Here is a 23,198-nt window from a genome sequence, read left to right as displayed (position 1 = left end):
TCTTCATGTCAGTTGTCACCTTAATTGATATGCGCGCATTTCTTGCCATGTATTGAACAACTCCTTCCAACAGCTATTCTCACCTCTATACTGGGTATATGTGATTGTGCCGTAATATTCGCTGTCATGTTCCTGGTCATACGCCACGGAACTTGCCATTCCGCTTACTAACTCATCTAACTTTTTGCATTCCGGGCTGTCGGAAAGTAGTCTTATCTCCTTTGGTTCAATAAGATCCCGTGAACGAAAATAACACTTTTGCCCTGCCAGCTTATCTTCTTTGCCGTCTAATACATCTTTGGTCATGTACTTGCAGACATACGCTCCTACATTGTCGACCTCATCAATGGCATTGATCTTAACATAACCATGAGACCATATACGGGCAATTATCTTTGCCTTAATGTAGGGCAGGTTAAATATCACCAGGTGGTAGTGTACTGCTCCCCTCTTTTGGAACTCGGGAACAACCACATACTTAATATAGCTTTCATTATCGCCTACATGGTATCCAAAGCGCTTAATGAACTTTCTATATTCCCGGTTTGCTACTGACAAATCAGTAATGTTTCTTTGAAATGTCAAGGTTAAAAAGACAGGTTTAAATGGTTGATGATTCTCATCTTGGTACTGGCCTACATTCGAATTTATTAACCTTCTTACTTCATTTCGCGCTCTATATATCACTTTTAGGCGGTTTTTCTTCTTCTCACCATCTCTCTCACTATTCTTTCTTGAACCGCTATATTCACACTTTGCAGCGCTATTATTTTTTGATTGTTCATTAACGATAACCAGTTTTTCATACTCTATTCTCTCAACTATGTTACCTGCCTGTATCAACCTAACATTGTAGGTTGCAGGCACTGTGCCACCTCACTTTCAGATATTTATTTGTAACTTAACTGGGAGAATGCCAACCTTTACCAATTAGCACTACTTCGAATGTAATCCATATAACAAAATTTATCAATATGTTTCAGGAAAATTCGTATATCGAATTAAGTGTCCCTATGATGACAATTTGCGCATTAGGCATATTAATATATAATCAAGTTAACTTTGCAATAACCGTACCAATGGCTCGGTGTGGCTAGATCAACATAACACCAGTTATAGTAAGTCCGGGTTCCTGATCTGCTTCTCAGAAAGTCTGGTGCCGCTTTTGCTTCGTCCGTCTGGCCTTGCGGTGCTCCTCACTCTGTCGTCCGCTGTCTAGCCTGCTCCTCATCGTTCGTCCGCTCCCGGCCAGTACTCCTCAGACGCTGAATACGGTCTGTTCTTCTGCTCAATAAAAAATAAGTCCCCTCACCCGGACTTCCTATCAACTGAACATTATGTAAACTAGAACGAAATTTTGAAGAAAATACGAGCAAATCGCAGTATAATGCCCTATGGATGAGCAAGGCCATAAAAAACGCCCATTAATATCCATCTGCCTAATCATCAACTACTAGTTAACTGTCTCTGTCTGTTTATAATTTTTTGTAGTGTTTTGAAATCAGCTATTACTGCTGGTTGTAGACTGTTTTGCTGGTCAATTTATCGACTTAAGTGTACCTATAATCAAGTTAACTTTGCAATAACCGTACCAATGGCTCGGTGTGGCTAGATCAACATAACACCAGTTATAGTAAGTCCGGGTTCCTGATCTGCTTCTCAGAAAGTCTGGTGCCGCTTTTGCTTCGTCCGTCTGGCCTTGCGGTGCTCCTCACTCTGTCGTCCGCTGTCTAGCCTGCTCCTCATCGTTCGTCCGCTCCCGGCCAGTACTCCTCAGACGCTGAATACGGTCTGTTCTTCTGCTCAATAAAAAATAAGTCCCCTCACCCGGACTTCCTATCAACTGAACATTATGTAAACTAGCCAAAAATACGAGAAAGGTGCTCCTGCCACGCTCATCTCCCCCCACGCTCATCTCCCCCCACGCTCATCTCTTCCCATTGAGTAAAAGACTCACAAATCCGGTATACGAACTCGATTCTAAGGATCTAGTTTCACTGTTCAGATTTTGAATCTAAAAAGCCCCTCATTATACTGAGGGGCTTTCTAAAATTGTCTCAGGATGATTTTCTGATTAGCCGCCTGAGTTTAAAAATGCCATTACCAGAAAAAGGAGCTTCTAAGAGGCCTAATAAGGCCTCTTAAAAAGCATTCAAAGGTCCCAGCATCCTAATTATAGAAAAAAACGCTGTGAGCCCCACTGGGGCGTATTATGAACGAGTTGGGCAAATGAAGCCTTAATATAGGCTTTTGCTTCGTTCACCTGGCCTTGCGTTGCTCCTCACTTTATCGTCCGCTGTCAAGCCTGCTCCTAATTGTTCGTCCGCTCCCGGCTGGTACTACTCAGGCGCTGAATGCGGTCTGTTATGCTGCTAAAATAAAAAAGAAGTCCCCTCACCCGGACTTCCTAATCAACTGAATATTATGTAACCTAACTCGTCGCACATGGAAAGGCCGCCAATCCCCTAATATCCGGAAGCGGAGACCTTTCTCACTTTCTGATGTACGCGTGCTTGAACATTCGGCTGATGATTAGCTCAAGATATTTACGGGGAATATTTGAGGCGCACCCAATAACTAGTGATAGGACAGTTTCACCTAGAACATTACGATTCCGTCACCCCTAACTCAGGGACTCCTCCCCTATCAGGTGAGATCAAAGTGCATTTCATTATTTACATACTGCTCCCCATCCACCAGGATATCATCATCGATGGTTGAAAATGTCACTAATGGCTCTAGAGTCTTAGTAATCTGTATTCCCACTACGTTGACGATATGGATGTACTTATAGCAACCCTGCCCCATAATGACTGAAAGATTCCTTGCAGCCGTCTTAAAGTTGTTTAAGGTTAATGAGATTATTGATAGTGGTTGTGCAGGTACAGCTTGTCATGACCTTATGCTCAGTGTACTAACACTTAGGGGGGGTCTTGGTACCAGGCCAATTATCTAATGTTTAGATCGGTAATTTATATCCAATAATAGGATTACTACCTCGTAAGTGCCTATAAGAGGCTTGAGGGTATATCTTATCTGATTTGCTGTTAATGATTATTAACTTTTTCTCCTGACAACACAACTTTAATATCGTGGTCAATAGCATATTTATGAGCGACTGAGCCTTCTGAGCATAATGCTTGTGGTGTCATATTACTTAAAAGCTAATCTTCAAATGTACTCCACACTACGAGAAACGTAAACACTTCCAAAGCTATCTGGATGAGTACATAAGACGAATCTACTGCCGCAACGATCTCATTATTTTATAATAAATATATGAATTAAATCATGGAGGTTTAATTATGGATTGCATAGAGACTATTATGACCCGGAGGAGTGTCCGACAGTACAAGCCTGATCCCATTGATGAACAGGATTTGAGAGTTATTCTGGAGGCAGGCCGCATGGCTCCTTCAGCCGGGAATCTTCAGCCCTGCTATTTTGTGGTGGTCAAGAATACCGAGGTAAAAGCTGAACTACAGCAGGCCGCTTTTGGTCAGGAGCAAATTGGGCAGGCCCCGGTAGTGGTTGCAGTTTGTGTGGATCCCGAGAGGTCGGCTGTTAAATATGGGGATAACGGGCGTAATTTACTTTGTCTGCTGGATGCCGCCAATGCTACCCAGAATATATTGCTGGCTGCCCATGCACTCGGTTATGGTTCGTGCTGGATGGGAGGCTTCAGCGGCAGCAAGGTCAAAAAAATACTCCAACTGCCTGATAGCTTTCGTCCTGTATCACTGATCCCGCTGGGGAAAGCAGCTGAAGAACCGGTCTTGCGGCCTCGCCGTCCCCTGAAAGAAATGGTTGTTTATGATACATGGGGTGATATTCTGTGATATTTATTAATTCAATTAAAATAACTTAATAAGGGAAAAGGCGGGCCTGGTGATTGAAGAATCAGACCCGTACTTGACTGGTAACACTTCACCTTCTTCTAGCTTGGCTTTTAGCAACATGGCTGTTGCTCCAGCTTATTCAGAATTTCTCTATCTGACGGGCAAAAGTGATACTGTGAAATATCATCCACTGCAATCCAGCGAATATCGTTGTGTTCCAGTTTCTGTGGTATTCCTTCAGTTATTGCGGCATTGAACAAAGTCATGTGGACCATCAGATCCGGATATTCGTGCACAACGTCCATAAAAACATCACCCACAGCGATGGTAATGGCCAATTCCTCGCGGCACTCCCTGACTATGGCTTCTTCCTTTGACTCGCCGGGTTCTACTTTGCCGCCTACAAACTCCCACAAAAGACCCCGGGCTTTGTGCGCTGGTCTCTGGCAAATCATAAACTTATTGCCATCCCAGATTAAAGCAGCTACGACTTCGGTCAATTATCCCACCACCATTTTATTAGTTCTCTTTAAATACTTGGCTGGAATGGGCTTGTGCAGCCTATAAGTAATATTCATGGGACGTGAGCCCTCATGTTTTACGTAATCTGCCAACCCTAGAAAGGTGTATGGCGCCGCTCCGGCTATGTCCTTTTTATACTCACGCACGAACAGCAGCACTGTACTGTCCATCTCTTTGTGGTGGATGTAACGCTGACCGGGGCAATCGCACTCTGGTTCAGGTGTTCTTGTTTTTAGGGCGCAATTGGCGCTCCGGTTAAGGACTAAACCATTTGCCAACAGGGTCACGGCAGAATATATGGAAATAAAGTTCTATAGGCAGTATACAAAATCGTCCATTTGTTGGAAATCAATGGTAATCGGTTTCGAACCTATTGATACAATGACTGGAAGGAGAAAGAGACGCAGGATATTGAAATGCAAATAGAAATTCAATTGGAGTATTCTGATTAATAAGGAAATGTAATTTAAAACGGATGAGTCAATAACACCTCTACTGCTACATACTTTTTTGGCCCACCGGAAGTCGATATAATCGGTCCATCAGAAGTATGCACAAGTATGTCCATAACATGACAATTGCTGCTACAGGCAAGAACCAACCGTCTGTAATCAGGACTAAACCAAGTCTATACCAGATATAATAAATAAGAAAAACGGCAGCAACAATCACGGCTTTCCTGTTAAAGCCAACCTAACCCGTCCAAAAGCTGACGGAGTTGCCTGACCAAAAATAGCTGGATATAATGACCATATTATACAGAAAGGAAAGACGCCTCTGTATAAATGTGCTAATGCGACCAACAGAAGCACCAGAGACGTCCACACCAAGTATGGTTATTGTATCAAAATATGAGCTGATAGAGAACCCTTCCAAGGGTGTTTTCTGTTAGGAGCTTGGAGCAGATTCCTTGTCCCTGCTGCAGCGGGGGATTAAAGGTGATAGGCAGCCGCAAAAGAAGCTGTATCAATACCCATGGAAACAAGATAGTTTTGAGTATTCGTAGACTGAGATGTGTTGACTGCAAAAGGATTCATCATGAACTTCCGGATATATTAGTTCCTTACAAACACCATGTGCGGGAGAGTATAGAAACTACAATTACCGAGGAAAGACAGATGAGTGTAATTGCAGATGAGTCTACCCTTAAGCGGTGGCAGAACTGGTTTTTTGAAAGAGCTGACTACTTCCAGAGTTGCCTGACATCAATAATCCTAAGGTATGATCTAAAGGAATCTGTGGGAGGTTTATCCAGCCTTCCCCCGTCCAAGCTCCACAGGATCTGGCAGCATGTAGGAGATGCACCCGGTTGGCTGGCCAGAGTTGTCAAACCCATAGCCAATTTAAATTTATGGTCACATACCCGTTCAGCGTTTTGTCCATAAAAGTGTAAAGGTAAACTCAATGTTAAAGCTTAAAAAGGAGGCTTGAGCATTGAGAAATGACAAGAAGGCAGAAGAGATAGCGGCCCAGCGGGTGCATATGCTGGCCCCACTCCTTGCTGAAGGCCTGGATGCCGGACAGGCTAAGGTAATCAAAACCCGGATATGTGAACAGACCGGGATATCCGAGCGCACCTTACGCAGGTATCTAGACCTGTACAGGAAAGAAGGATTTAACGGACTAAAGCCCAAAGGCAGAGGCAAACGGTGTAGCGAAGAAGCAGTTCCCATTAACGTCCTGGAGCAGGCCATATTGCTGCGCCGCCAAGTACCCAGTCGCAGCATATCCCAAATCATTCAGATCATGGAGTGGGAGGGCTTAGTTCAGCCAGGACAGATCAAGCGTAGCACCCTGCAGGAAAAGTTAGCCCAGAGAGGTTACAGTAGTCGGCAAATGCGCATGTATACCGGTACCGGTGTAGCTGCCAGACGTTATCAGCAGAAATACCGTAACCAGCTCTGGCATTCTGACATAAAATACGGGCCCTACCTGCCCATCGGCAAGGAAGGTAAAAAGAAGCAAGTCTACCTGGTTACATTTGTGGATGACGCTACTCGCTTCATTCTGCATGGTGAGTTCTACCCGGTATTAGACCAAATAATTGTTGAAGACTGTTTCAAGAAAGCCATCCTAAAATACGGCGTTCCGGAAAAAGTATACTTTGATAACGGCGGTCAGTACCGCAACAAATGGATGAATCGAGCCTGTGCCAAGATGGGAATCAGGCTACTGTTTGCAAAACCCTATTCCCCCGAAGCCACTGGCAAAGTTGAACGTTTTAACCGGGTGGTTGACTCATTTTTAGCAGAGGCCAGATTAGAGGAACCACAAACCTTAGACAGATTAAATCAGTTGTTCACAGTCTGGCTGGAGGAATGCTACCAGCACAAGCCTCATTCCGGAATAGAGGGTGAGCTTAGTCCGGCAGTGGCATACCAGAGTGACCGTAAGACCTTGAAATACCTTGATCCGGAAATACTAGCCAGTGCATTTATGCACTGTGAGGAAAGAAAGGTAGATAAATCAGGCTGTATCAGCTTTGAAAGCAGAAAATACGAAGTAGGTCTGACTTTTATCGGCTGCAAAGTCGATGTCATCTTCGATCCGGCAGATATTAGTGAACTTACCATCGAATATGAAGGACACCAGCCCTTTAAAGCCCGGCAACTGGTGATTGGAGAACGGGCGGGTAAGAGACCGCCCTTACCCGAATTCATGCAGAAAGAACCCACTGATTCATCAAGGCTGCTCCAAGCAGCAGCTATTAAGCACCAGGAGCGCAAAGACAACTATACCCCCGCCGTTTCCTATCGTTCAGTAAGCAAGGAGGGCGAAGGGCATGTTTGAAAGTTTCTATGGTCTCCAAAAGACACCTTTTTCCAGGGATATACCCACTGATCAGTTGTATCAGTCACACCTGCTGGAAGAAACCCTGGGGAGGCTTGAGTACACCGCCCAGCGGCAGATGTTTGCAGTATTAACCGGAGACTGTGGAACCGGTAAGACCACTACCATAAGGTGCTTTAAAGAAATCCTGGACACATCTCGGTATATGGTGATGTACTTGGCTGATTCCAAGTTAACACCTCGGCATTTCTACAAAGGCCTATTAGAGCAATTGGGCTGTGAGGCTAAATTCTACCGGGGAGACGCTAAACGGCAACTACATAAAGAGATCGAACTGATGCAGGGTATCCACCACCTGCAGCCCGTGGTTATCGTGGATGAAGCCCATCTATTGGACAAAGAGATGTTGGAAGAAGTCAGGTTCCTGTTGAATTTCAAAATGGACGCCAAAAGCCCGATGGCTTTGATTCTGGTAGGCCAGAATGAACTCTGGGATAGGCTTAAGCTTCAGTCCTATTCGGCCATCAGGCAACGCATCGACATACAATGCAAGCTGCCTCACCTGGATCGCTCTCAGGTTGGCGAATATGTAAAAAGACACCTGGCTTATGCCGGTGCCGAACATGATATTTTCTCTGATAACGCTGTTGATGAGATATTCAAGTTTTCAAGTGGAGCAGCGCGAATGGTTAACAAGGTCTGCACTCATTGTCTGCTTTATGGAGCTCAGAACAAACGTAACATTATTGATGATCATATGGTTAAGCTAGTTGTTCAGGGAGAATTGAGTTAGTTCTCCCTGCCCCTTAAGGGGCTGCCCAAACGGTCAGCACATCCGTCAACTTTTGGCCAAATTACACCGTCTATCACCGGACATTATGGGGTGGCAGTAACACTTTCCAACTTCGATTCATCCTCGCAAAATAGACAATCATTAAAGGAATGACCAGTAAATGAAAATGTATCCAGACTAACAGATGACGGCTCATATCTGGATCTGATAAAACTGTGGTTTGGAATTCCTGAATACCCAACAGCTGAAAAAGCCATGTAATTAAAACATTGTTATAAACAAATAACCCTAAGTATATGTACACATAATGTAAAATGGGTTTGATGCGATTTCTTATACTGGCATACATATGCTTGACTGCCCAGAAGTATATTGGCAAGAGTAAAACTGTCATCCACGTTTTATACCAATAGTGGCGGTAAATACCCAAATGCAAAAAAAACTCTTCGATAATACCATAAAGTACCGCCATTATACCAAACCAATAATAAGGTAGTTTAAATACCACCACCAGCAAAGCGGTTGCGGAAAGTGACGTCTGGGAAAAAAGATTGCCAGCAAGCATGTCATTAAACGGAAAAGGGTGATTGTGCAGTATCATTGGATAATAAGCATATGATTTGAAGAATATCAGTATAAACGCTTCCACATTCAATACCGCACCAAATATGGTAACGTAAAAAGCAGCCAATTTCAGCCTGTGGTCAGCTTTATAAAATGTGATGACTAATTCTATTATAGTTGCAAGGCCTAAAAGCAAATACCAAATAGTGTTAGTATAAAAGTAGCTCATTTGGCAAATCATAACCTTATTTATTTTGTGTCTAACAGCTATACTTCCAGCATTTCAAATATTAGAGCACAGTGGTTTATTGTAGCTTGCCCTAGAGCAACTAAATACTTGCATTAATTATGGCAGCCGGGATGTGGGATAATTCAGTCCCCTATTATGTAAATACCCGCAATTCGTCCTCCATTAAAAGGCGCAGACCGCTCCATTAACGAAGGACACTGGCATCACGATCCGGTTACAGGAGAGGATTTCTTTTTTTGTTCGGTATTCATGATGGGCTCATGTTTGGCACCGGTGAACAAGGAACTTTGCGTTATAGAGCAATTAATGTATTCCTGAGTACTGTATTGTCTTTATTCTTGTGAATCATTATGGCTGCAGATATCCAAGACACCCCCTTTTTACCACATCGGTAACCAGGGGGTGTCTTGGTCTTCTATCAACAACCCAACAATCGCAGGCGACTACCTATTAACAACAAATAATACTCCGACCTATGGCGTCTGCGGCAACTATAGCGTCATACACCATTTGAGCATTTACTTGAAACGGCATGTTGTGTATGGTTTCCCCTTCAACTGTCGCGGCAGCAGCAACCTTCATAAGTTTTTCTGGCTCTGCTTCAGCCAGGCCCAGTTCCGCCAGCGTAACGGGCAGGCCTACTAACTTGCAGAATCCCATGATTTCCATGATTTCATCGCTATCACGATCCTCCATGACCAGCTGCACCAGGGTTGAAAAGGCTACCTTTTCACCATGGAAGTATTGATGGGTTTCCTCTAAAGCGGTAAAGCCATTGTGGATCGCATGAGCCGCTGCCAGGCCGCCGCTTTCAAAACCTATTCCACTCAGGTAGGTGTTGGCTTCTATGATTTTTTCCACCGCCGGAGAAGTGACTTTTTTCTCCACGGCCAGGCTGGCATAATAACCGTATTCCAACAGGGTCTGCAAACAAAGCTCAGCCAGGGCCAGAGCGCTTATAGAGGGAGCACCTCCTGCCATGGTGGTCAAACTGCGTTTACTGCTGGCTTCTGCCTCGAATTTTGTGGCCAGGGCATCTCCCATTCCAGATACCAAGAAACGAACCGGTGCTTGTGCAATTATTTGACTGTCCACTAAAACCAGGTCAGGATTCTTGGGAAGCAGCAGGTACTCTTCAAATTCACCGCTTTCTGTGTAAATTACCGAAAGGGCGCTGCAGGGTGCATCAGTTGAAGCTATACTGGGCAAGATGACCACTGGCTGGCTGCGGTAGTATGCCACAGCCTTTGCGGTATCAAGTGTTTTTCCTCCCCCGAAACCTACGATTATATTCGCATTGGCTTTAGATGCAACTTGTTTTAAGCGCTCTATTTCCGGTTTGCTGCATTCCCCGCCAAATTTTTCTATCGTGCAACTGATGCCTTGATTGCCGGACTTAAAATACTTTTCGGCTTCACCCACCAGGAAAGCGTCAGCAATGATTAAGGCATTGTCACCAAGGTTTCTCATGTAGTTACCGGCCTCATTCAATGCACCTGGCCCCTGGACATATTTGCTTGGGGAACTTAAAACTTTAATCATCTTATGTTGTCCCTCCTAATTCGATATAGGCTTATTGTGGACTGAATGTGTTTATATATTCGGCAAGAGCCATTTAAGGAGGGACAATGAGTATAGACCATTATCTAGCCATAGGGAGGTATTTGCTGATATGAATGTATCGCGTATTTGGCCGGCAGGATCAATCTATTTATTCTCTGCTTTCTTTTGAATCAAGCCCTGGTGACATCATTTTTAATGATAGTCTCAATCTGTACTGTTTAGATTAATAGGTGCAATATACTACCCCGATGGTGCCTGGTCCGGTATGCAGGCCGATAACCGGGCCTATTGAGCATAAATCCACCGATATTTGATATTTTTCCGCAAGGGTTGCTTTTAGTTGTAATCCTCTTTCAGCAGCGTTGATATGATGTACGATAATTGACTTCAAACCCTTTCGTTGATGATCCTCATCCATCAGCTCCAGGATGCGCTTGATAGCGGCCGCGCTGCCACGCGCCTTTTCCAGCAGATGGGTCATCCCCTTTTCCATATCTACGGTGAGAATAGGGCGAATTTTAAGGATAGTACCCAATATGGCAGACGCTGTACCGATGCGTCCGCCTTTTTTCAGGTACTCCAAAGTCTCGGGGACAAAATAGAAGTGAATGTTTTTCCTGGTATCAGCGGCGGCCTGTAAGGCTTCTGCCATACCACCTCCGACTTGCACCGCCTCGGCAGCTGCGATCACTTGCAATCCCAAGGCCATACAGTTGGTATGTGAGTCCATGATCTCTATTCGGGCAGCCGGAAATTCGCCACTAAGCTGCTGCCGGGCCGCCAGTGCGGTGGCGTAGGTGCCGCTCATGGCGGAGGAAATGAATATCGCGGCAATATCATGACCTTTTGCCAGGCTATCCCGGAAAGCCTTCTCCATCTCGCCTTGAGACGGCTGAGAAGAACTGGGAATCACTCTCTCACTTTCCATTTTGCCATAGAAATAGTCCTGGTCCACCTCGTTTTCTTTAAAAGACTCGTCAGGAAAATGGACGCTCAAGGGAAGAACCTGAATCTTCAATCGCTGACAAGTCTCTTTGTCGATATAAGCCGTGCTATCAGTAATAACCTGAATTCCCATTACTTTTCCCCCGCTCTGTCATCTATGTACTTGAAGGCCATATTCATATCCTGTTTATTCGACAGCAGTTAACAGAACCCTTTCGGTTTTCATAATGAGGCTGAACAGGAGGATGCTTTTGGCATTCCAACCTGCCTATGAACCCGGAACAAATGATGATAATTGAATATTCCGGTGCGGTTTACATCAGCGGAGCGAAAATGCTCAGCAGCATGCGTAAAAACTTGTTGTACCACTTATCATGATAGCAGTCATGCAAGGATACCAGTCGGCATCTTGCCAGAGTACCTTCAAAATCCGCCTTCATATCAGCAATACACCTGGCATCATGCAGCAATACGGCACATTCCAGCTGCCAGTAGAAGCTCCGATAGTCGAAATTGATGGAACCACACACTGCCAGCTTATCATCACAGACCACGCTTTTGGCATGCACAAATCCTGGTGTATATTCGTAAATAGATACTCCATTCTCGATTAAACCCTGGTAATAGCTGCGCGTCATCAGATGCACCAACCAGGAATCCCCGATATGCGGAGTGATAATACACACCTTTACTCCGCTTTTGGCGGCCAGGCTTAAAACAGCCTGCGTTTCGTTATCAATGATAAGATAAGGGGTCATTATGTAAATGTATTTTTCAGCTCGGCTAATCATATTGAGATAAGCATCTCTGCCCAACTGTATCTGATCGGAGGGGATATCGCTGAAAGGCTGTACAATGCAGTGATTTGTAAATTCTCCCAGTATGGGCAGATAATCAGCATAATTCTCAGTTGATTCCTTTAAAGTGCACCACAGACTCAGAAACATGGCGGCAAAGCTCCAGGCTGCCGCTCCTTTCAGCATTAATCCGCTGTCCTTCCAGTGGCCGTGCAGGGAGATGCTGTTCACATATTCGTCGGCCAGATTGATACCACCGGTAAATGCAGTGTGCCCGTCGATTACAACAATTTTGCGGTGGTCGCGAATATTATGCCAGATAGAAGCCACGGGAATAAAGGGATTGTATACCTGGCAGCGAATACCCATTTTATTCAGCTTCTGATTGTATTTACGCGGCAATGTATGCACACATCCCAGCCCGTCGTAGATTATGCGCACTTCCACCCCACAGCTCACTTTTCGCAAGAGAATATCCAGTATTTCATCCCACAGCCTGCCCTGGGCGATAATAAAGTACTCCAGAAAAATATACCGCTGGGCACTCTCCAGTTCCGCTTTCACTTGCCGCCAAAACGCTTCACCTGAGTCAAAATACCGGCATTCAGTGTTTTCATACGCCGGATAGCCGCTGTTATTGCGAATGTAATTAAAATGTAAAGCTAGAGATTGGTTGGCGGGAAAAGTCTGGCAGCAAACGTGAGACAGGGCTTTCTGTTCCTCGGTCACCAGCCGCTCCCGGTCAGCATGGAAAACCCGGTTGGCCCTGCCGCGGCCAAAAAGCAGGTAGAACAGCCCGCCGAATACCGGGAACAGCATAATGGGGATTACCAGGGCCAGCTTATAACTGGGATTGTCGCGGCTGTTGATAACCATTAAAACCACCGCCACACTCAACAGCAGGCAGGCCATATAGAACTCCGGGAAATATTCGGTGAACTTGAGAATAGCAATAATCAGTAGCAGCAGTTGGAAAGCTAAAAGCAGGCTGATTATAGCGGTCTTTAAATTATTGTGCACCACATAATCCTCGTTATTTGATATAATTCAAGGTCCTCCTGGAAGTATCGATAATACAAGCCATTACACCACAAACCTCACATAAAAAGTGGTGCCCTGTGAGGTAGTATCAATGTTTATGCGTGCATTGTGCCTGGTGGCGATGCGGTAGCATACTGCCAGGCCCAAACCGCTGCCTTGCTCCTTGGTGGTTAGAAATGGTGTGCCCAATTTATCCAGTATGGAGTCGTCTATGCCTGAGCCCTGGTCACTTACTGCCAGGATGACACAACCATCTTCAACCGAGGTGCTGATTTTCAGCATTCCGCCGGCTGACATAGACTCCAGTCCATTGTTGACCAGATTCAGAATAAGCTGACTGATTTCTTTTTTATCCAGATTAAAGTCAGGAGTGGGTTTCATATCAAATGCCACAGACTGATCCCTGATTACTGCCTTGGCATGCAGCAACGGAAGAAGTTTGGCAATGATAGAATTTATATTGTCGTTTTCCATTTCCACCGCTTTGTCTTTTGCCAGGGAAAGAAATTCGGTAATTATAGAATTGGCTCGATCTAATTCCTCGATCATCACATCGAAATGCTCATAAGCCTCCTGGTAGACATCATTCTCTCGCAGCAATTGCAGGAAGCCCCTTACAGTTGTCATGGGATTGCGTATCTCGTGGCCGATGCTGGCTGCCATCTCTCCTACCAGGTTGAGCCGGTCGAGGCGGTTCATTTCATTTTCCATCTGTCTCATATCGGTAATGTCGATAATAACACTCAGCAGACAGGTTTCACCTTGAATATCAATCAGTTCTGAAAAATAGCGTCCCAGTCTGGCCTCCCCGTTGCTCCGCTGAAACCAGTACTCCATGTCACGCAGCGAACCCCTGCTGGCAGTTTCTTGTTGAAGTTCAGCCCGGTCATTAGGGTCCCTCCAAAAACCAATTTCTGTGGAAGTGCGCCCGATAACCTCCTCCAAACTGTAGCCGGTGATGGTGCAGAAGGCATTGTTGACCTTAATATAGCGGCCTTCTTCCAGTGTGGTTATAGACATGATAAAAGGACAGACTTCAAAGGCTAACGACAAGATTTCCTCGGAGAAGCGCAACTGTTCCATCATCTTCTGACTTTCGGTAATATCCCGGGAGACATTGAGCAAGTAGCCTTCACCGTCTATATCAAGGATCTGCCCGGACAATGACAACTTTCTGATATCGCCCGACTTGGTCCTTAAATCAAGTTCAAACCCCTGCACTCTTTGGTGCTGTTTCAACAATGCTATAAGGGCTTCGCGATGCCCCGACTCCGCCCAGATACCAAGTTCGTCAACCGTGCGGCCTATGACCTCATCTCGTTGGAAACCGGTCAGCTTGACGAAGGCATCATTGACCTCGATATAGCGGCCTTCATCTAAAGAAGAGAGAGCCATCAGGTCTGGATTGAATTGAAATGCCTGGAAAAACTTTTCCTCTGATAGACGCAGGTCTATTTGAGATTTGCGCAGTTTTTCTTCAATCTCTTTTAATGCATTTATGTCGGTTACGGTAATAAGCCGACACGGTTCACCCTTCATCGCCAATAATCTGGCCGAAGCCAGTCCGGTGCCGGTTTTTCCATCCTTAGTCAGGTAGGGCATCTCGAAGTTGTCGATGATACCCTTGGACAACAGCTTTTGATTGAAAGCCAGGGCCAGGTCTTTGTTGGCCCAAATCCCCAATGCGGCGGTAGTCTTTCCAATGGCTGCCTCGCGGCTGTGACCGAACATCTTGATCCAGGACTGGTTAACATCTATATGGGTGGAATCATAGGTGGTTATGCTCATAGCTACCGGACTGGAATAGAATGCCTGCCGGAAATAGTCTTCTTCTAATGACAGCAGAGCAGCCCAACAGTAATCGGGTTTTTGCAGATTGTTCTCAGCGCAGCATAAACCGATCGGGTAACCGTGTTCAGTGGTTTGTCCGGTATAAGGCAGATCGACTGATGTGGGTTCCGTCCGCTGACTGGCCTTGGTTTTATAGGCAGACCTTAGAATCTGGTTTTCTAATTCCAGTTCTTTAACGCGCTTCTGGAGAAGAAGCAATCGGTTCTCAATATCTTCTATGTCGGGGGAACCAAAAATCAAATTTGTCCACTATCCTTCCCTTTTATACCCGAAAGGCACCTCATGGACTCTCTTGAGCCTATATCAGTCAACAAACACCATGACTTAAGCAGGTTTTATTATTGCACCAAAAGGTATTAAACCCAGTTGGGCGAACTTGAAATGCTGTACTCCAAAAGGTATGCCAATTATGGTAGCGCAGAATATCAAACCTATGACGAGATGGGTAATGGCGAATTCCCAGCCGAAGACAAGCACCCAAATGATGTTGAAAATCAGGCCCCCGGCTCCGAAATGACCCAGTTCGATAGATTTACCGAAAGGCCACAGTACAAAAGAGGCGATCTTAAAACACTGCACCCCAAATGGGATGCCAATGATGGTCACACATAGGATAAGGCCGGACAAGGTCCATGCTACTGCTGCTATCAGGCCTCCCAGCAACAGCCAGATAACATTTCCTATGAGATTCATGGAATCTATATCCTTTCTCAACAAATTAATCAGTATCTTCCTTTATTATATCAAAAACTCCTATACAACCCTCAATATACATATAGTGCCAAAATGTGCGGGGTTTGAATATGATATTGCATAATCCCGCAGCATCCTGATAAGAGGAGGAAAACCGATGACAAATTCTGATAATCAAACCTGGAGTCGGTCGGTTGGCGTGGTATACGCCATGACCAATTCAGCGGCAGGCAATGCAGTAGTCGCTTTCCGGCGTGAAAACGGCAGTCTTATACCTATCGGCACCTTTCCCACCGGCGGTAGGGGCACCGGTACCGGCGAGGTGTCGATGGCCACCCCGCAGGATGGCATTGATCCCCTGGCATCGCAGGGGTCCCTGGTTTTAAATTATGATGGTACACTTTTATTCGCTGTAAATGCCGGCAGTCACAGTATTAGCAGTTTTAGGGTTAAAAAGGATGGCAGACTGGATCTTGTCGATGTTGAGCCTTCCGGCGGACTGCAGCCCAACACCCTGGCGGTATTTCATGACATACTCTATGTTGCCAATGTGGGTAGTCGCGCTAATGATTTTCATTCCAATATCAGCGGCTTCCGGGTCAGTGCTGACGGAAGAATGCAGCCCATTGGGGGTTCAACCCATCAACTTAGCACTCCCCATGCTCAACCGGCCTGCATCGTCTTCAGCCCTGGCGGCAGATTTCTAGTGGTTACCGAGCTGACCACTAACAACATCAGTGTATTCTTCGTAGATTGGTGCAGCGGATGCGTTTGTGGTCCAGTAGTCACTCCGTCCCATGGTGCTGGTCCTTTTGGCGCCGTATTCCTTGACAGCGGTGTCTTATTGGTTGCTGAAGCCGGAACTAATGCCCTGTCGTCCTACCGAATCGCTCCCGGCGGTTCCCTTATCGTCATCAGCGGCTCGGTGCGTAATGGGCAGTTGGCAACTTGTTGGGTGGCGGTGAGTAAAAACCAGCTTTATGCCTACACCTCTAACTCAGCCAGTGGCACCATAACTCGTTACCGCATAAATACCAATGGTGCCTTAGTCTTGGGTGAAAGCGTGGCCACCACCAGCTTTGGAGCCGCTGTAAACCCTATCGATATCGGGGTGAGCAAACGCCATCTGTATGCCCTTAATGGCAATCGTGGTTCAATCACTGTTTTCAGAATTGGCAACGACGGACGCCTGAGGCGTATCAATGTAAAAAAAGATACCGGCCTGCCCAGGCTCGGTTCCCAGGGCCTGGCGGTACTGTAACCGACTAAAGCATATGATGCCATAAAAACCGCAGCCCTCCCAGGCGGAAGGGCTGTTTTCTTTAGGGCAAGGGTCAAAGGGATGGTTCGAGGTCACAGAAAAAGTCCTGTTTTGTCATCCTGAACGTTAGTTTTGTCACCTTGAACTTCAGTAAAGGATCTGGACACTACCGTAAGAAGAAGACTCTTCGGCCAGGCCTCAGAATGACATGATACCTTTTCAGTGGTCTCGGACGGTTCTTGTCCCCACTTTCGCCAATTGCCACATAAGTCAAGGTATGAACTTGGGAGGCAGCTCTTTATGTCCCAGCGACCGTAAAGCCTGGGATATAGTCTGCAGACCCGGAGTGACCAGTTGTTTAGACACTCCATGGGCCAGGCACCGCTCTCTTTCATCGAATACTGCCGCTTCGGCGATGCATACAGTCCTTCCAGTCTTGATGCGTTTACCTTGGACTAGTAGGTGCCCTTCTTTAATTGCTGATAACATGGTGACATTTACGTCCAGAGATATGAAACCGGCATCTTCAGCGATTTCGCAATACACCGCCCAGTAGGCGGCGGTGTCGATCAGGGAGGTGTAGACCCCACCGTGCACGCCTCCAAATGGATTGAGATGCCGCTTGCTCAGGTCTACCTCTACTCGGGAATATCCCACTCCCAGGTCTACCACAGACATTGCCAAAAGCATGAAATAGGGACTCTGGTTGATCAGTCCCATAACTTCTTTTAGGTGGTCCGGATTAAGGTTTTTCATTATTGATCACCGCTTTCTCAGATAATGATGAACGTACACCAATAGTAGCGATGAAATAATGTAATCATGGTTGCGGTGAAAGCGGGTTTTATACAGTCAGGAGGGTTGTGTTTTCAACAGGCCGTGGGCCAATGTCTCATGGAATGATATGACCATTTCAATCATTTCTTCTTTAGTGATGGCCTTAAGTATGATCCATTTATACAACAGGTATTTCTCCACCGCCAAAATGGAATGAGCCACCGGCGCTACGGGAACGTTGCGGAATGAACCCCGGGAGATGCCATATTCTATGTTGCGGCTGTAGAAACCGAGCAGTTTATCTTCAAACTGTTGCAGACAGCGGTCAATAGCATCGCTCACCCCTGTGGCTCGACTGTAAATCTCGGACAGGGCTTCATTGCGGGTAAAGACCTCCATGGTTATACGTTTGGTCTCGATAAACCTGCGGTACAGATCGGCTTCGGTGGAATAATAATTGCTGATAGTGGAGATGATCTCTTCGGCAAACTCCTCCAATAAAACCTTGAGAATTTCCTCCTTATCAGTAAAGTAATTGTAGAATGTACCGGTGCCGTAGCCGGATCTCATGATTATCTCGCGCACCGGGGTGTCCGCATAGCCTTTTTCCACAAAAAGCTCCTGGGCGCAATGCAGTAGTCTCTGCCGCCGTTCCTGACTCTGTTTTTCTTTAGGTATAGGCATAATTCTAACCTCTGAGTGTACGTTCGTTCACCTATAGTATAATTAGCAGTGCATTAAATGTCAATATCGGCCAGGTCAATTTACATGAACATTATGCTTGCATATGTGGATAGGCCCGCATAAAACCCGGTCTATTTTCGAAAAATATGGGTGTCATCGAGTATTTATTTTGATAGTAAAGGAGTGTTGCCCAACATGAAACCCAACCCCGACGACCGCCGTGACAATGTTGACAAACTTCAATTCAATATCAACCAAACTATAGAGAATATGGAAAAGGCCAAGGAAACTATGGAATTAACCGACGACCCTATCCAGAAGCAGGCTATTAAAGAAAAGAATCGCCGCCGCAAAGATGCTCTGCAAGGGTTCAGGAACGAGATCAAGGACGAAGCCGAAGCCAAAGAACACGACTACCAATAACCGTTCTAATCAGAGCGCTGCAGTATTACTGCGGCGCTTTTATTTGGTGCCCCCGGCGTGGGCGCAGTCTAATGGGTGAAAGTCCCTATTGCGGGTTGACAGCACCAGACACCTAACCAGGGCAAGTGGCGTAATGTGGTGTGGGAAGTCGGCCGCCCACTAAGAAATAACCTCCTGCCGATTCGCTTTGAGGGCAGTGCCTTGCTGCTTGGAAGACTGACACGGCTTCGCAGGGTTATCTGATACATGTGGTATGTCCAGGACTGAGGCGGTATATAGTAAGATAGAAGAAAACCTAACCAGGACGATATATGAGAATCAATATTGTCAACAGTGATATTGCCCCACGACAAGGGCGCCATTGCCTGGACAAAGTGATGGATAGCGGTGATGTGGTCTGGATGGGCACCGATTTTTCCCTGTTTGGAGACATCCACTCCGTCAGGTCTGAAAAGCCGTGTTTGATGAAGGTTCAAGGCAAACTGCTGGCTCAGGACGAGGCCATGCCCCGACCGGGCTGGATAGAGCTGGAGACCTTTCCCGGTGATGAGGAGCCAACTGTAGAAGACCTCTACCTGGTAGGTACCCGTCCCCTGCCCGGTGAGGACATAATTTGCATTTGCCGTCATCCCAGCAGTGCAGCTTATATTTTGGCTGTGAGCGCCGCTGGCGAGCTGTTATGGCTTGATTCCCATATCTTGGCCAATCTCAAAATTATCTGTCGGCAACCCTTGCCCAGACCGCTTGTTGCACTGATATGCTGCGGTACAAACCTCTTGGGCCTACAACCCGTGTCCCCTTCTGTCTGCATGCTGCATTTAATAGCTATCGACGGCAGTCCGTCTCCATCCGGCCATTTGCAGCTGATTCAGACCCTGGAAGTACCCTTTGACCTTATCGCGCTGGCCGAAGATGACCATAGCTCGGCCTGGGGGATAAGTGCTGGCGGGGAACTATACCGTCTGTCATTGGCAGATAAAGCCTGGCAGGAGCGCATGGAATTTGCCCAAAAACATGGCAGGCTGGCTACAAGAAGCTGGGTTGCCAGCATATCGAACGTGGTCAAAGAACTGTGTCAGGCCGCCCGGGTGAGAAGCTTTTCCTGGTCTCAACTTCGCTTCAAAACCGGGAAATGTTCAGGTTTTGCTTATGATGGCCGTCATTTCTGGTCTTTTTCCCGCGATAGTAAGCAGCTGCTGAGGTTGCATGAACCGAATGGGACCTTGATACGTACTTTCCGTTGCCATGCGGCAGTTTCGATCTGCTCCCTGAGTTACTGTCACAACAACCTGCTCATACTGGACCGAGACCATCGGCGCTTGCACCTGTATCACCTGGCTGACACCATGCAGCCCACCGCTGCTTTTCAGCCTGCAACTCTCTGCCACCCCGGCTATCTCCCCGCAGGCAGCCCGCGAACTGCCGGGATGCATGAAATGTGCTTGCTCTACGTGGGTGCAGAAGGTTCGCAAAGCATTCACCGCTATGACCGTGATAAACTGCTGCCCCTGCTCGGCTACCTGAGTCCGCAAGGTGAGATCAAGGACTACTTCATGGACGGCTTCTTAATGCTGGCCCAGTATTCTCCCCTGCTCAATGGGCGCAGCTTTGCGCTGGACCTTCCCGGCCCGCCGTCGCGCCGGGAAGATTGGCTGGCCTTGGTTGATGAGTATTTCCACCCTCAGGCTAACCTAGCGGCCATGGATCAATGCCTGGAGGAGATCCGTCTTCGATTGGGTCCGGGCAGCTCCGGAATGGCCAAGGTGGTATGTGCCATCCCTACAGCCGATCCGCGCTGCTTGAACTGGGACAATGCCGGTTATTCACTGGCCGAGGAACATCACCGCTTGGAGGTTACCCGGTGGGCCATGCAGGAAGTGATGAAACGCTGGCATCAGGCCGGTTTTCGTCATCTGCGCCTGGCCGGTTTTTTCTATATGACTGAACAGGGTCTTTATGATGACAGGGTCTTGCATAACTTCCCCGACATGTGCACAGGATTCGGTCTGCGTTCATTTGCTATTCCCGGCATAACCTCCAGCTGGATCACCGAATTCAATCGCGCAGGTTTTGACGCTGTCACCCTGCAGCCATCTCATTCCTTCTCACAGCCGCCCATGCGTCCCTGGTACCACCTTTTGAAATCTGCGGGGCGAATTGCCCGCGAATACGGGATGGGCATAGAGGTGGAACTGCCCTACGCAGTACTGGAACCTGAGGGGCACCAGAAACTGCGGGACTACCTGCACATGGCAGCTATTCAAGGTTGGGCCGGAGCCTTTACCGCCTATTTTCAGAGTTACAACCTCATCAAAAGTCTGTGTGAAAGCCAGGTGCCAGAATGCCGCCAGTTGTATGCTGAGCTTTTTCAATTCACCCGCCTGTCGCGGCAGCGTATGGCCCCCGACATACTGACCAATAAAAGCGTGGCTTATAATTGCCAGGCCTCGTTTGATTGTAGCCCACATAATACAAAGTATCGCCTTAATGTTGAAGGACATCGGGGAAGGTTCCAGCTGCAGAAGCTGTCCATATCTGCCAGGTCTTGAATAATCCACCCGCTGGCTGTTGTCAAAAACATTACTTAACGCTCTGGCAGGAATATCCGACTTGCTTAATATGGCAAACTAACTCCAGAATAGAACTGGAGTGAGGATTATGCAAAACAATCACAATTTCTACCTGCCTAGAACCAATCTGGTCGGTGTGGGCGTAATCAAGGACCTGCCCAATGAGCTTCTGCCCATGAAATTGGGGAAAGCCTTGATAGTGACCGACAAAAATATTATAAGTTTGGGCTATGTGGAACAGGTGGAAAAAATCCTTGATAACCTTTTTATATCACATGATATTTTCGACGGCATACTGCACCCCAATCCCACAGTTGCTTTTGTGGAAGATGGTCTGAGTTATTGCGATCAAGGGGTCCTGGATTTCACCCGGGACTACAGCATGATAATCTCTATGGGAGGCGGCAGCAACCATGACTGCGCCAAGGCGATCGCCACTGTTGCTACCAACGGGGGTTCTATAATCGATTATGAAGGCTGGAACAAAGTTACCAAGCCTCCTATTCCCTTGATTTGCATCAATACTACGGCCGGTTCTGGTGCCGAATTGACCATGACGGCCATCATCGCTGACACTACCCGCAAGGTCAAGATGACCATCACCTCGCCGTTTATGACCCCTTGGATTTCAGTCAATGATCCCCTTTTTATGGGCTCCATGCCCAAGGAAGTGACGGCCACTTCCGGAATAGATGTGGCTTCACATGCCATCGAGGCTTTCTTTGCGACTGAAGCCTCTCCAACTACTGACGCTCTGTGTCTGGGGGCTCTGGAAATAGTGTTTGAATACCTGCCCCGGGCCTTTGAGAATGGCTATGACCTGGAAGCCCGGGAGAAGATGATGTATGCCAACTTTATGGCCGGGTCGGCTTTTAACAGTGCGGGGTTGGGATATGTGCATGCCCTGGCGCACCAGCTGGGAGGACACTACAGCAATGCCCATGGCAGCAACAATGCTGTCTTAATGCCCTATGTGCTGGAATTCAATGCCGCATCGATCTCCGAACCGCGCCTGATAAAAATATGTGAGCCCTTGAAAAAAGAGGCTCATAGCAGGTCAGAGGCACTGGCAGTGCTGATCGATTCGTTTACAGAACTGGCTTTAAGTGTCGGCCTTCCCGGATGCCTGGGTGAAATGGGGGTACAACCCGGTGACATAGAGACTATGGCACAGAATGCCCTTAAGGATATAGTATGTTTAACCAATCCCCGCAAAGGCACCCTGGAAGATGTTATAGCAATTTATGAAAAGGCTATGTGATCTGTCTCTGGATTAAATTGGTTGGGACTTTTAATTCCGGTCGTCACGTTGGTGGTCGGGTTTGTTAACCGCCTGCAGCCGGGGATAAGCCAGGCCTCTCTCTAGCAGGCTTTCCTCCTGCCACATTTGATAAAGATATAACAATAGTGAAATAGCGGTAATAAGCAGGAACAAGGTCAGACCAGTGGTAGTGAATTCCTTTATGCCCAGCCTTACCAGCCAGGGTGTAAAGAGAAATGCAAATCCCAGGTTGAAAGCGCTATCTAAGGCCAAATAAAACCAGAAGCGCCGAAAAGTATACTTGAAAACCCACAGTGTTACAACCGGGGCCAGGCCATATATATAAGGTATGGTCTGGTTAAGCGGGTAGACGGTCTGTTTTATTTTCCACCACCCCAGGGTGATGCCCGTTTCCATCACGATCGAGGTAGTGATTACGGCCAATAAAGCCACCGGCATGAAACGTCGCAGATCTTTTTTATCAAAGAAGAGCAGGGTAACCCAGGGGAGGACCAACATCGACCATAATATCCATTGATTACTCATTATCGCTCAACCTCCACAAATAATGTAT

The 23,198-nt window shown here is 46.8% G+C and carries 19 protein-coding genes and 1 pseudogene; 8 read left to right on the top strand and 12 right to left on the bottom strand.

Translation table 11 applies throughout. From position 1 onward, the window contains the following. Window positions 1-15: 15 nt before the first annotated feature. Complete coding sequence (locus AC15IQ_RS14010) at window positions 16-867, bottom strand: rolling circle replication-associated protein (protein WP_483179898.1); 852 nt, start codon at window positions 865-867, stop codon at window positions 16-18. A 2,438-nt stretch (window positions 868-3,305) separates the two neighbouring features. Between AC15IQ_RS14010 and AC15IQ_RS14005 the strand changes: the two genes are divergently transcribed. Further along, a complete protein-coding gene (locus AC15IQ_RS14005) occupies window positions 3,306-3,839 on the top strand; it encodes a nitroreductase family protein (RefSeq protein WP_483179896.1) in 534 nt (177 codons plus the stop codon). Window positions 3,840-3,949: 110 nt separating this feature from the next. Here AC15IQ_RS14005 and AC15IQ_RS14000 read toward each other — a convergent pair whose 3' ends face one another. Further along, complete coding sequence (locus AC15IQ_RS14000; protein ID WP_483179894.1) at window positions 3,950-4,339, bottom strand: (deoxy)nucleoside triphosphate pyrophosphohydrolase; 390 nt, start codon at window positions 4,337-4,339, stop codon at window positions 3,950-3,952. Beyond that, window positions 4,340-4,558 (bottom strand): annotated as a pseudogene (locus tag AC15IQ_RS13995) (hypothetical protein); the annotation flags it as partial. 681 nt (window positions 4,559-5,239) lie between these two features. Between AC15IQ_RS13995 and AC15IQ_RS13990 the strand changes: the two are divergent. The 3 genes from AC15IQ_RS13990 to AC15IQ_RS13980 are packed head-to-tail and all read left to right on the top strand — an operon-like array spanning window position 5,240 to window position 7,944. Beyond that, window positions 5,240-5,746, top strand: a complete 507-nt coding sequence (locus AC15IQ_RS13990; RefSeq protein ID WP_483176943.1) for a DUF6431 domain-containing protein — start codon at window positions 5,240-5,242, stop codon at window positions 5,744-5,746. Between the two features lie 49 nt (window positions 5,747-5,795). Further along, window positions 5,796-7,151, top strand: coding sequence for a DDE-type integrase/transposase/recombinase (locus tag AC15IQ_RS13985; RefSeq protein WP_483176942.1), 1,356 nt, complete (start codon window positions 5,796-5,798; stop codon window positions 7,149-7,151). Next, window positions 7,144-7,944, top strand: coding sequence for an ExeA family protein (locus tag AC15IQ_RS13980; protein WP_483176941.1), 801 nt, complete (start codon window positions 7,144-7,146; stop codon window positions 7,942-7,944). Before AC15IQ_RS13985 ends, AC15IQ_RS13980 begins: the two co-directional genes overlap by 8 nt. Window positions 7,945-8,017: 73 nt before the next feature. On the opposite strand, the gene AC15IQ_RS13975 is transcribed toward AC15IQ_RS13980, so the two are convergent. The 6 genes from AC15IQ_RS13975 to AC15IQ_RS13950 form a co-directional block, all read right to left on the bottom strand. Continuing rightward, entirely contained in the window at window positions 8,018-8,737 is a 720-nt protein-coding gene (locus AC15IQ_RS13975; RefSeq protein ID WP_483179892.1) for a hypothetical protein, read from the bottom strand. A 471-nt stretch (window positions 8,738-9,208) separates the two neighbouring features. Then, on the bottom strand, window positions 9,209-10,300 hold the full coding sequence (locus tag AC15IQ_RS13970) for a glycerol dehydrogenase (RefSeq protein ID WP_483179890.1): 1,092 nt from the start codon (window positions 10,298-10,300) through the stop codon (window positions 9,209-9,211). A 244-nt stretch (window positions 10,301-10,544) separates the two neighbouring features. Beyond that, window positions 10,545-11,399, bottom strand: a complete 855-nt coding sequence (locus AC15IQ_RS13965) for a DegV family protein (RefSeq protein WP_483179888.1) — start codon at window positions 11,397-11,399, stop codon at window positions 10,545-10,547. A gap of 181 nt (window positions 11,400-11,580) precedes the next feature. Beyond that, on the bottom strand, window positions 11,581-13,083 hold the full coding sequence (locus AC15IQ_RS13960; protein ID WP_483179886.1) for a phospholipase D-like domain-containing protein: 1,503 nt from the start codon (window positions 13,081-13,083) through the stop codon (window positions 11,581-11,583). A 63-nt stretch (window positions 13,084-13,146) separates the two neighbouring features. Continuing rightward, window positions 13,147-15,195, bottom strand: coding sequence for a PAS domain S-box protein (locus tag AC15IQ_RS13955; RefSeq protein WP_483179884.1), 2,049 nt, complete (start codon window positions 15,193-15,195; stop codon window positions 13,147-13,149). An 84-nt stretch (window positions 15,196-15,279) separates the two neighbouring features. After that, the gene (locus tag AC15IQ_RS13950) at window positions 15,280-15,648 is read right to left on the bottom strand and encodes a YccF domain-containing protein (RefSeq protein ID WP_483179958.1); all 369 of its coding nucleotides are present in this window, start codon (window positions 15,646-15,648) and stop codon (window positions 15,280-15,282) included. A 157-nt stretch (window positions 15,649-15,805) separates the two neighbouring features. On the opposite strand from AC15IQ_RS13950, the gene AC15IQ_RS13945 reads away from it, so the two are divergent. Then, window positions 15,806-16,909 carry a lactonase family protein gene (locus AC15IQ_RS13945; RefSeq protein WP_483179882.1) on the top strand — a complete coding sequence of 368 codons (1,104 nt, stop codon included), beginning with the start codon at window positions 15,806-15,808 and terminating at the stop codon, window positions 16,907-16,909. A gap of 270 nt (window positions 16,910-17,179) precedes the next feature. Here AC15IQ_RS13945 and AC15IQ_RS13940 read toward each other — a convergent pair whose 3' ends face one another. Both AC15IQ_RS13940 and AC15IQ_RS13935 read right to left on the bottom strand, forming a co-directional pair. Next, a complete protein-coding gene (locus tag AC15IQ_RS13940) occupies window positions 17,180-17,665 on the bottom strand; it encodes a PaaI family thioesterase (protein WP_483179880.1) in 486 nt (161 codons plus the stop codon). A 96-nt stretch (window positions 17,666-17,761) separates the two neighbouring features. Then, a complete protein-coding gene (locus AC15IQ_RS13935; RefSeq protein WP_483179878.1) occupies window positions 17,762-18,370 on the bottom strand; it encodes a TetR/AcrR family transcriptional regulator in 609 nt (202 codons plus the stop codon). 195 nt (window positions 18,371-18,565) lie between these two features. Between AC15IQ_RS13935 and tlp the strand changes: the two genes are divergently transcribed. The 3 genes from tlp to AC15IQ_RS13920 all read left to right on the top strand — a co-directional run bounded on the left by tlp (window position 18,566) and on the right by AC15IQ_RS13920 (window position 22,624). Further along, a complete protein-coding gene (gene tlp / locus AC15IQ_RS13930; RefSeq protein WP_483179877.1) occupies window positions 18,566-18,793 on the top strand; it encodes a small acid-soluble spore protein Tlp in 228 nt (75 codons plus the stop codon). Between the two features lie 311 nt (window positions 18,794-19,104). Next, on the top strand, window positions 19,105-21,342 hold the full coding sequence (locus AC15IQ_RS13925) for a DUF4855 domain-containing protein (RefSeq protein ID WP_483179876.1): 2,238 nt from the start codon (window positions 19,105-19,107) through the stop codon (window positions 21,340-21,342). 109 nt (window positions 21,343-21,451) lie between these two features. Then, complete coding sequence (locus AC15IQ_RS13920) at window positions 21,452-22,624, top strand: iron-containing alcohol dehydrogenase (RefSeq protein WP_483179874.1); 1,173 nt, start codon at window positions 21,452-21,454, stop codon at window positions 22,622-22,624. A gap of 30 nt (window positions 22,625-22,654) precedes the next feature. Here AC15IQ_RS13920 and AC15IQ_RS13915 read toward each other — a convergent pair whose 3' ends face one another. Further along, entirely contained in the window at window positions 22,655-23,170 is a 516-nt protein-coding gene (locus AC15IQ_RS13915) for a hypothetical protein (RefSeq protein WP_483179873.1), read from the bottom strand. Window positions 23,171-23,198 lie beyond the last annotated feature (28 nt).

This window comes from Syntrophomonas sp. DTU019, assembly GCA_913757435.1.
Lineage (GTDB): Bacteria > Bacillota > Syntrophomonadia > Syntrophomonadales > Syntrophomonadaceae > DTU019.
Note: the sequence above shows the minus strand (reverse complement) of the source record. Positions and strands in the feature narration are given on the sequence as shown.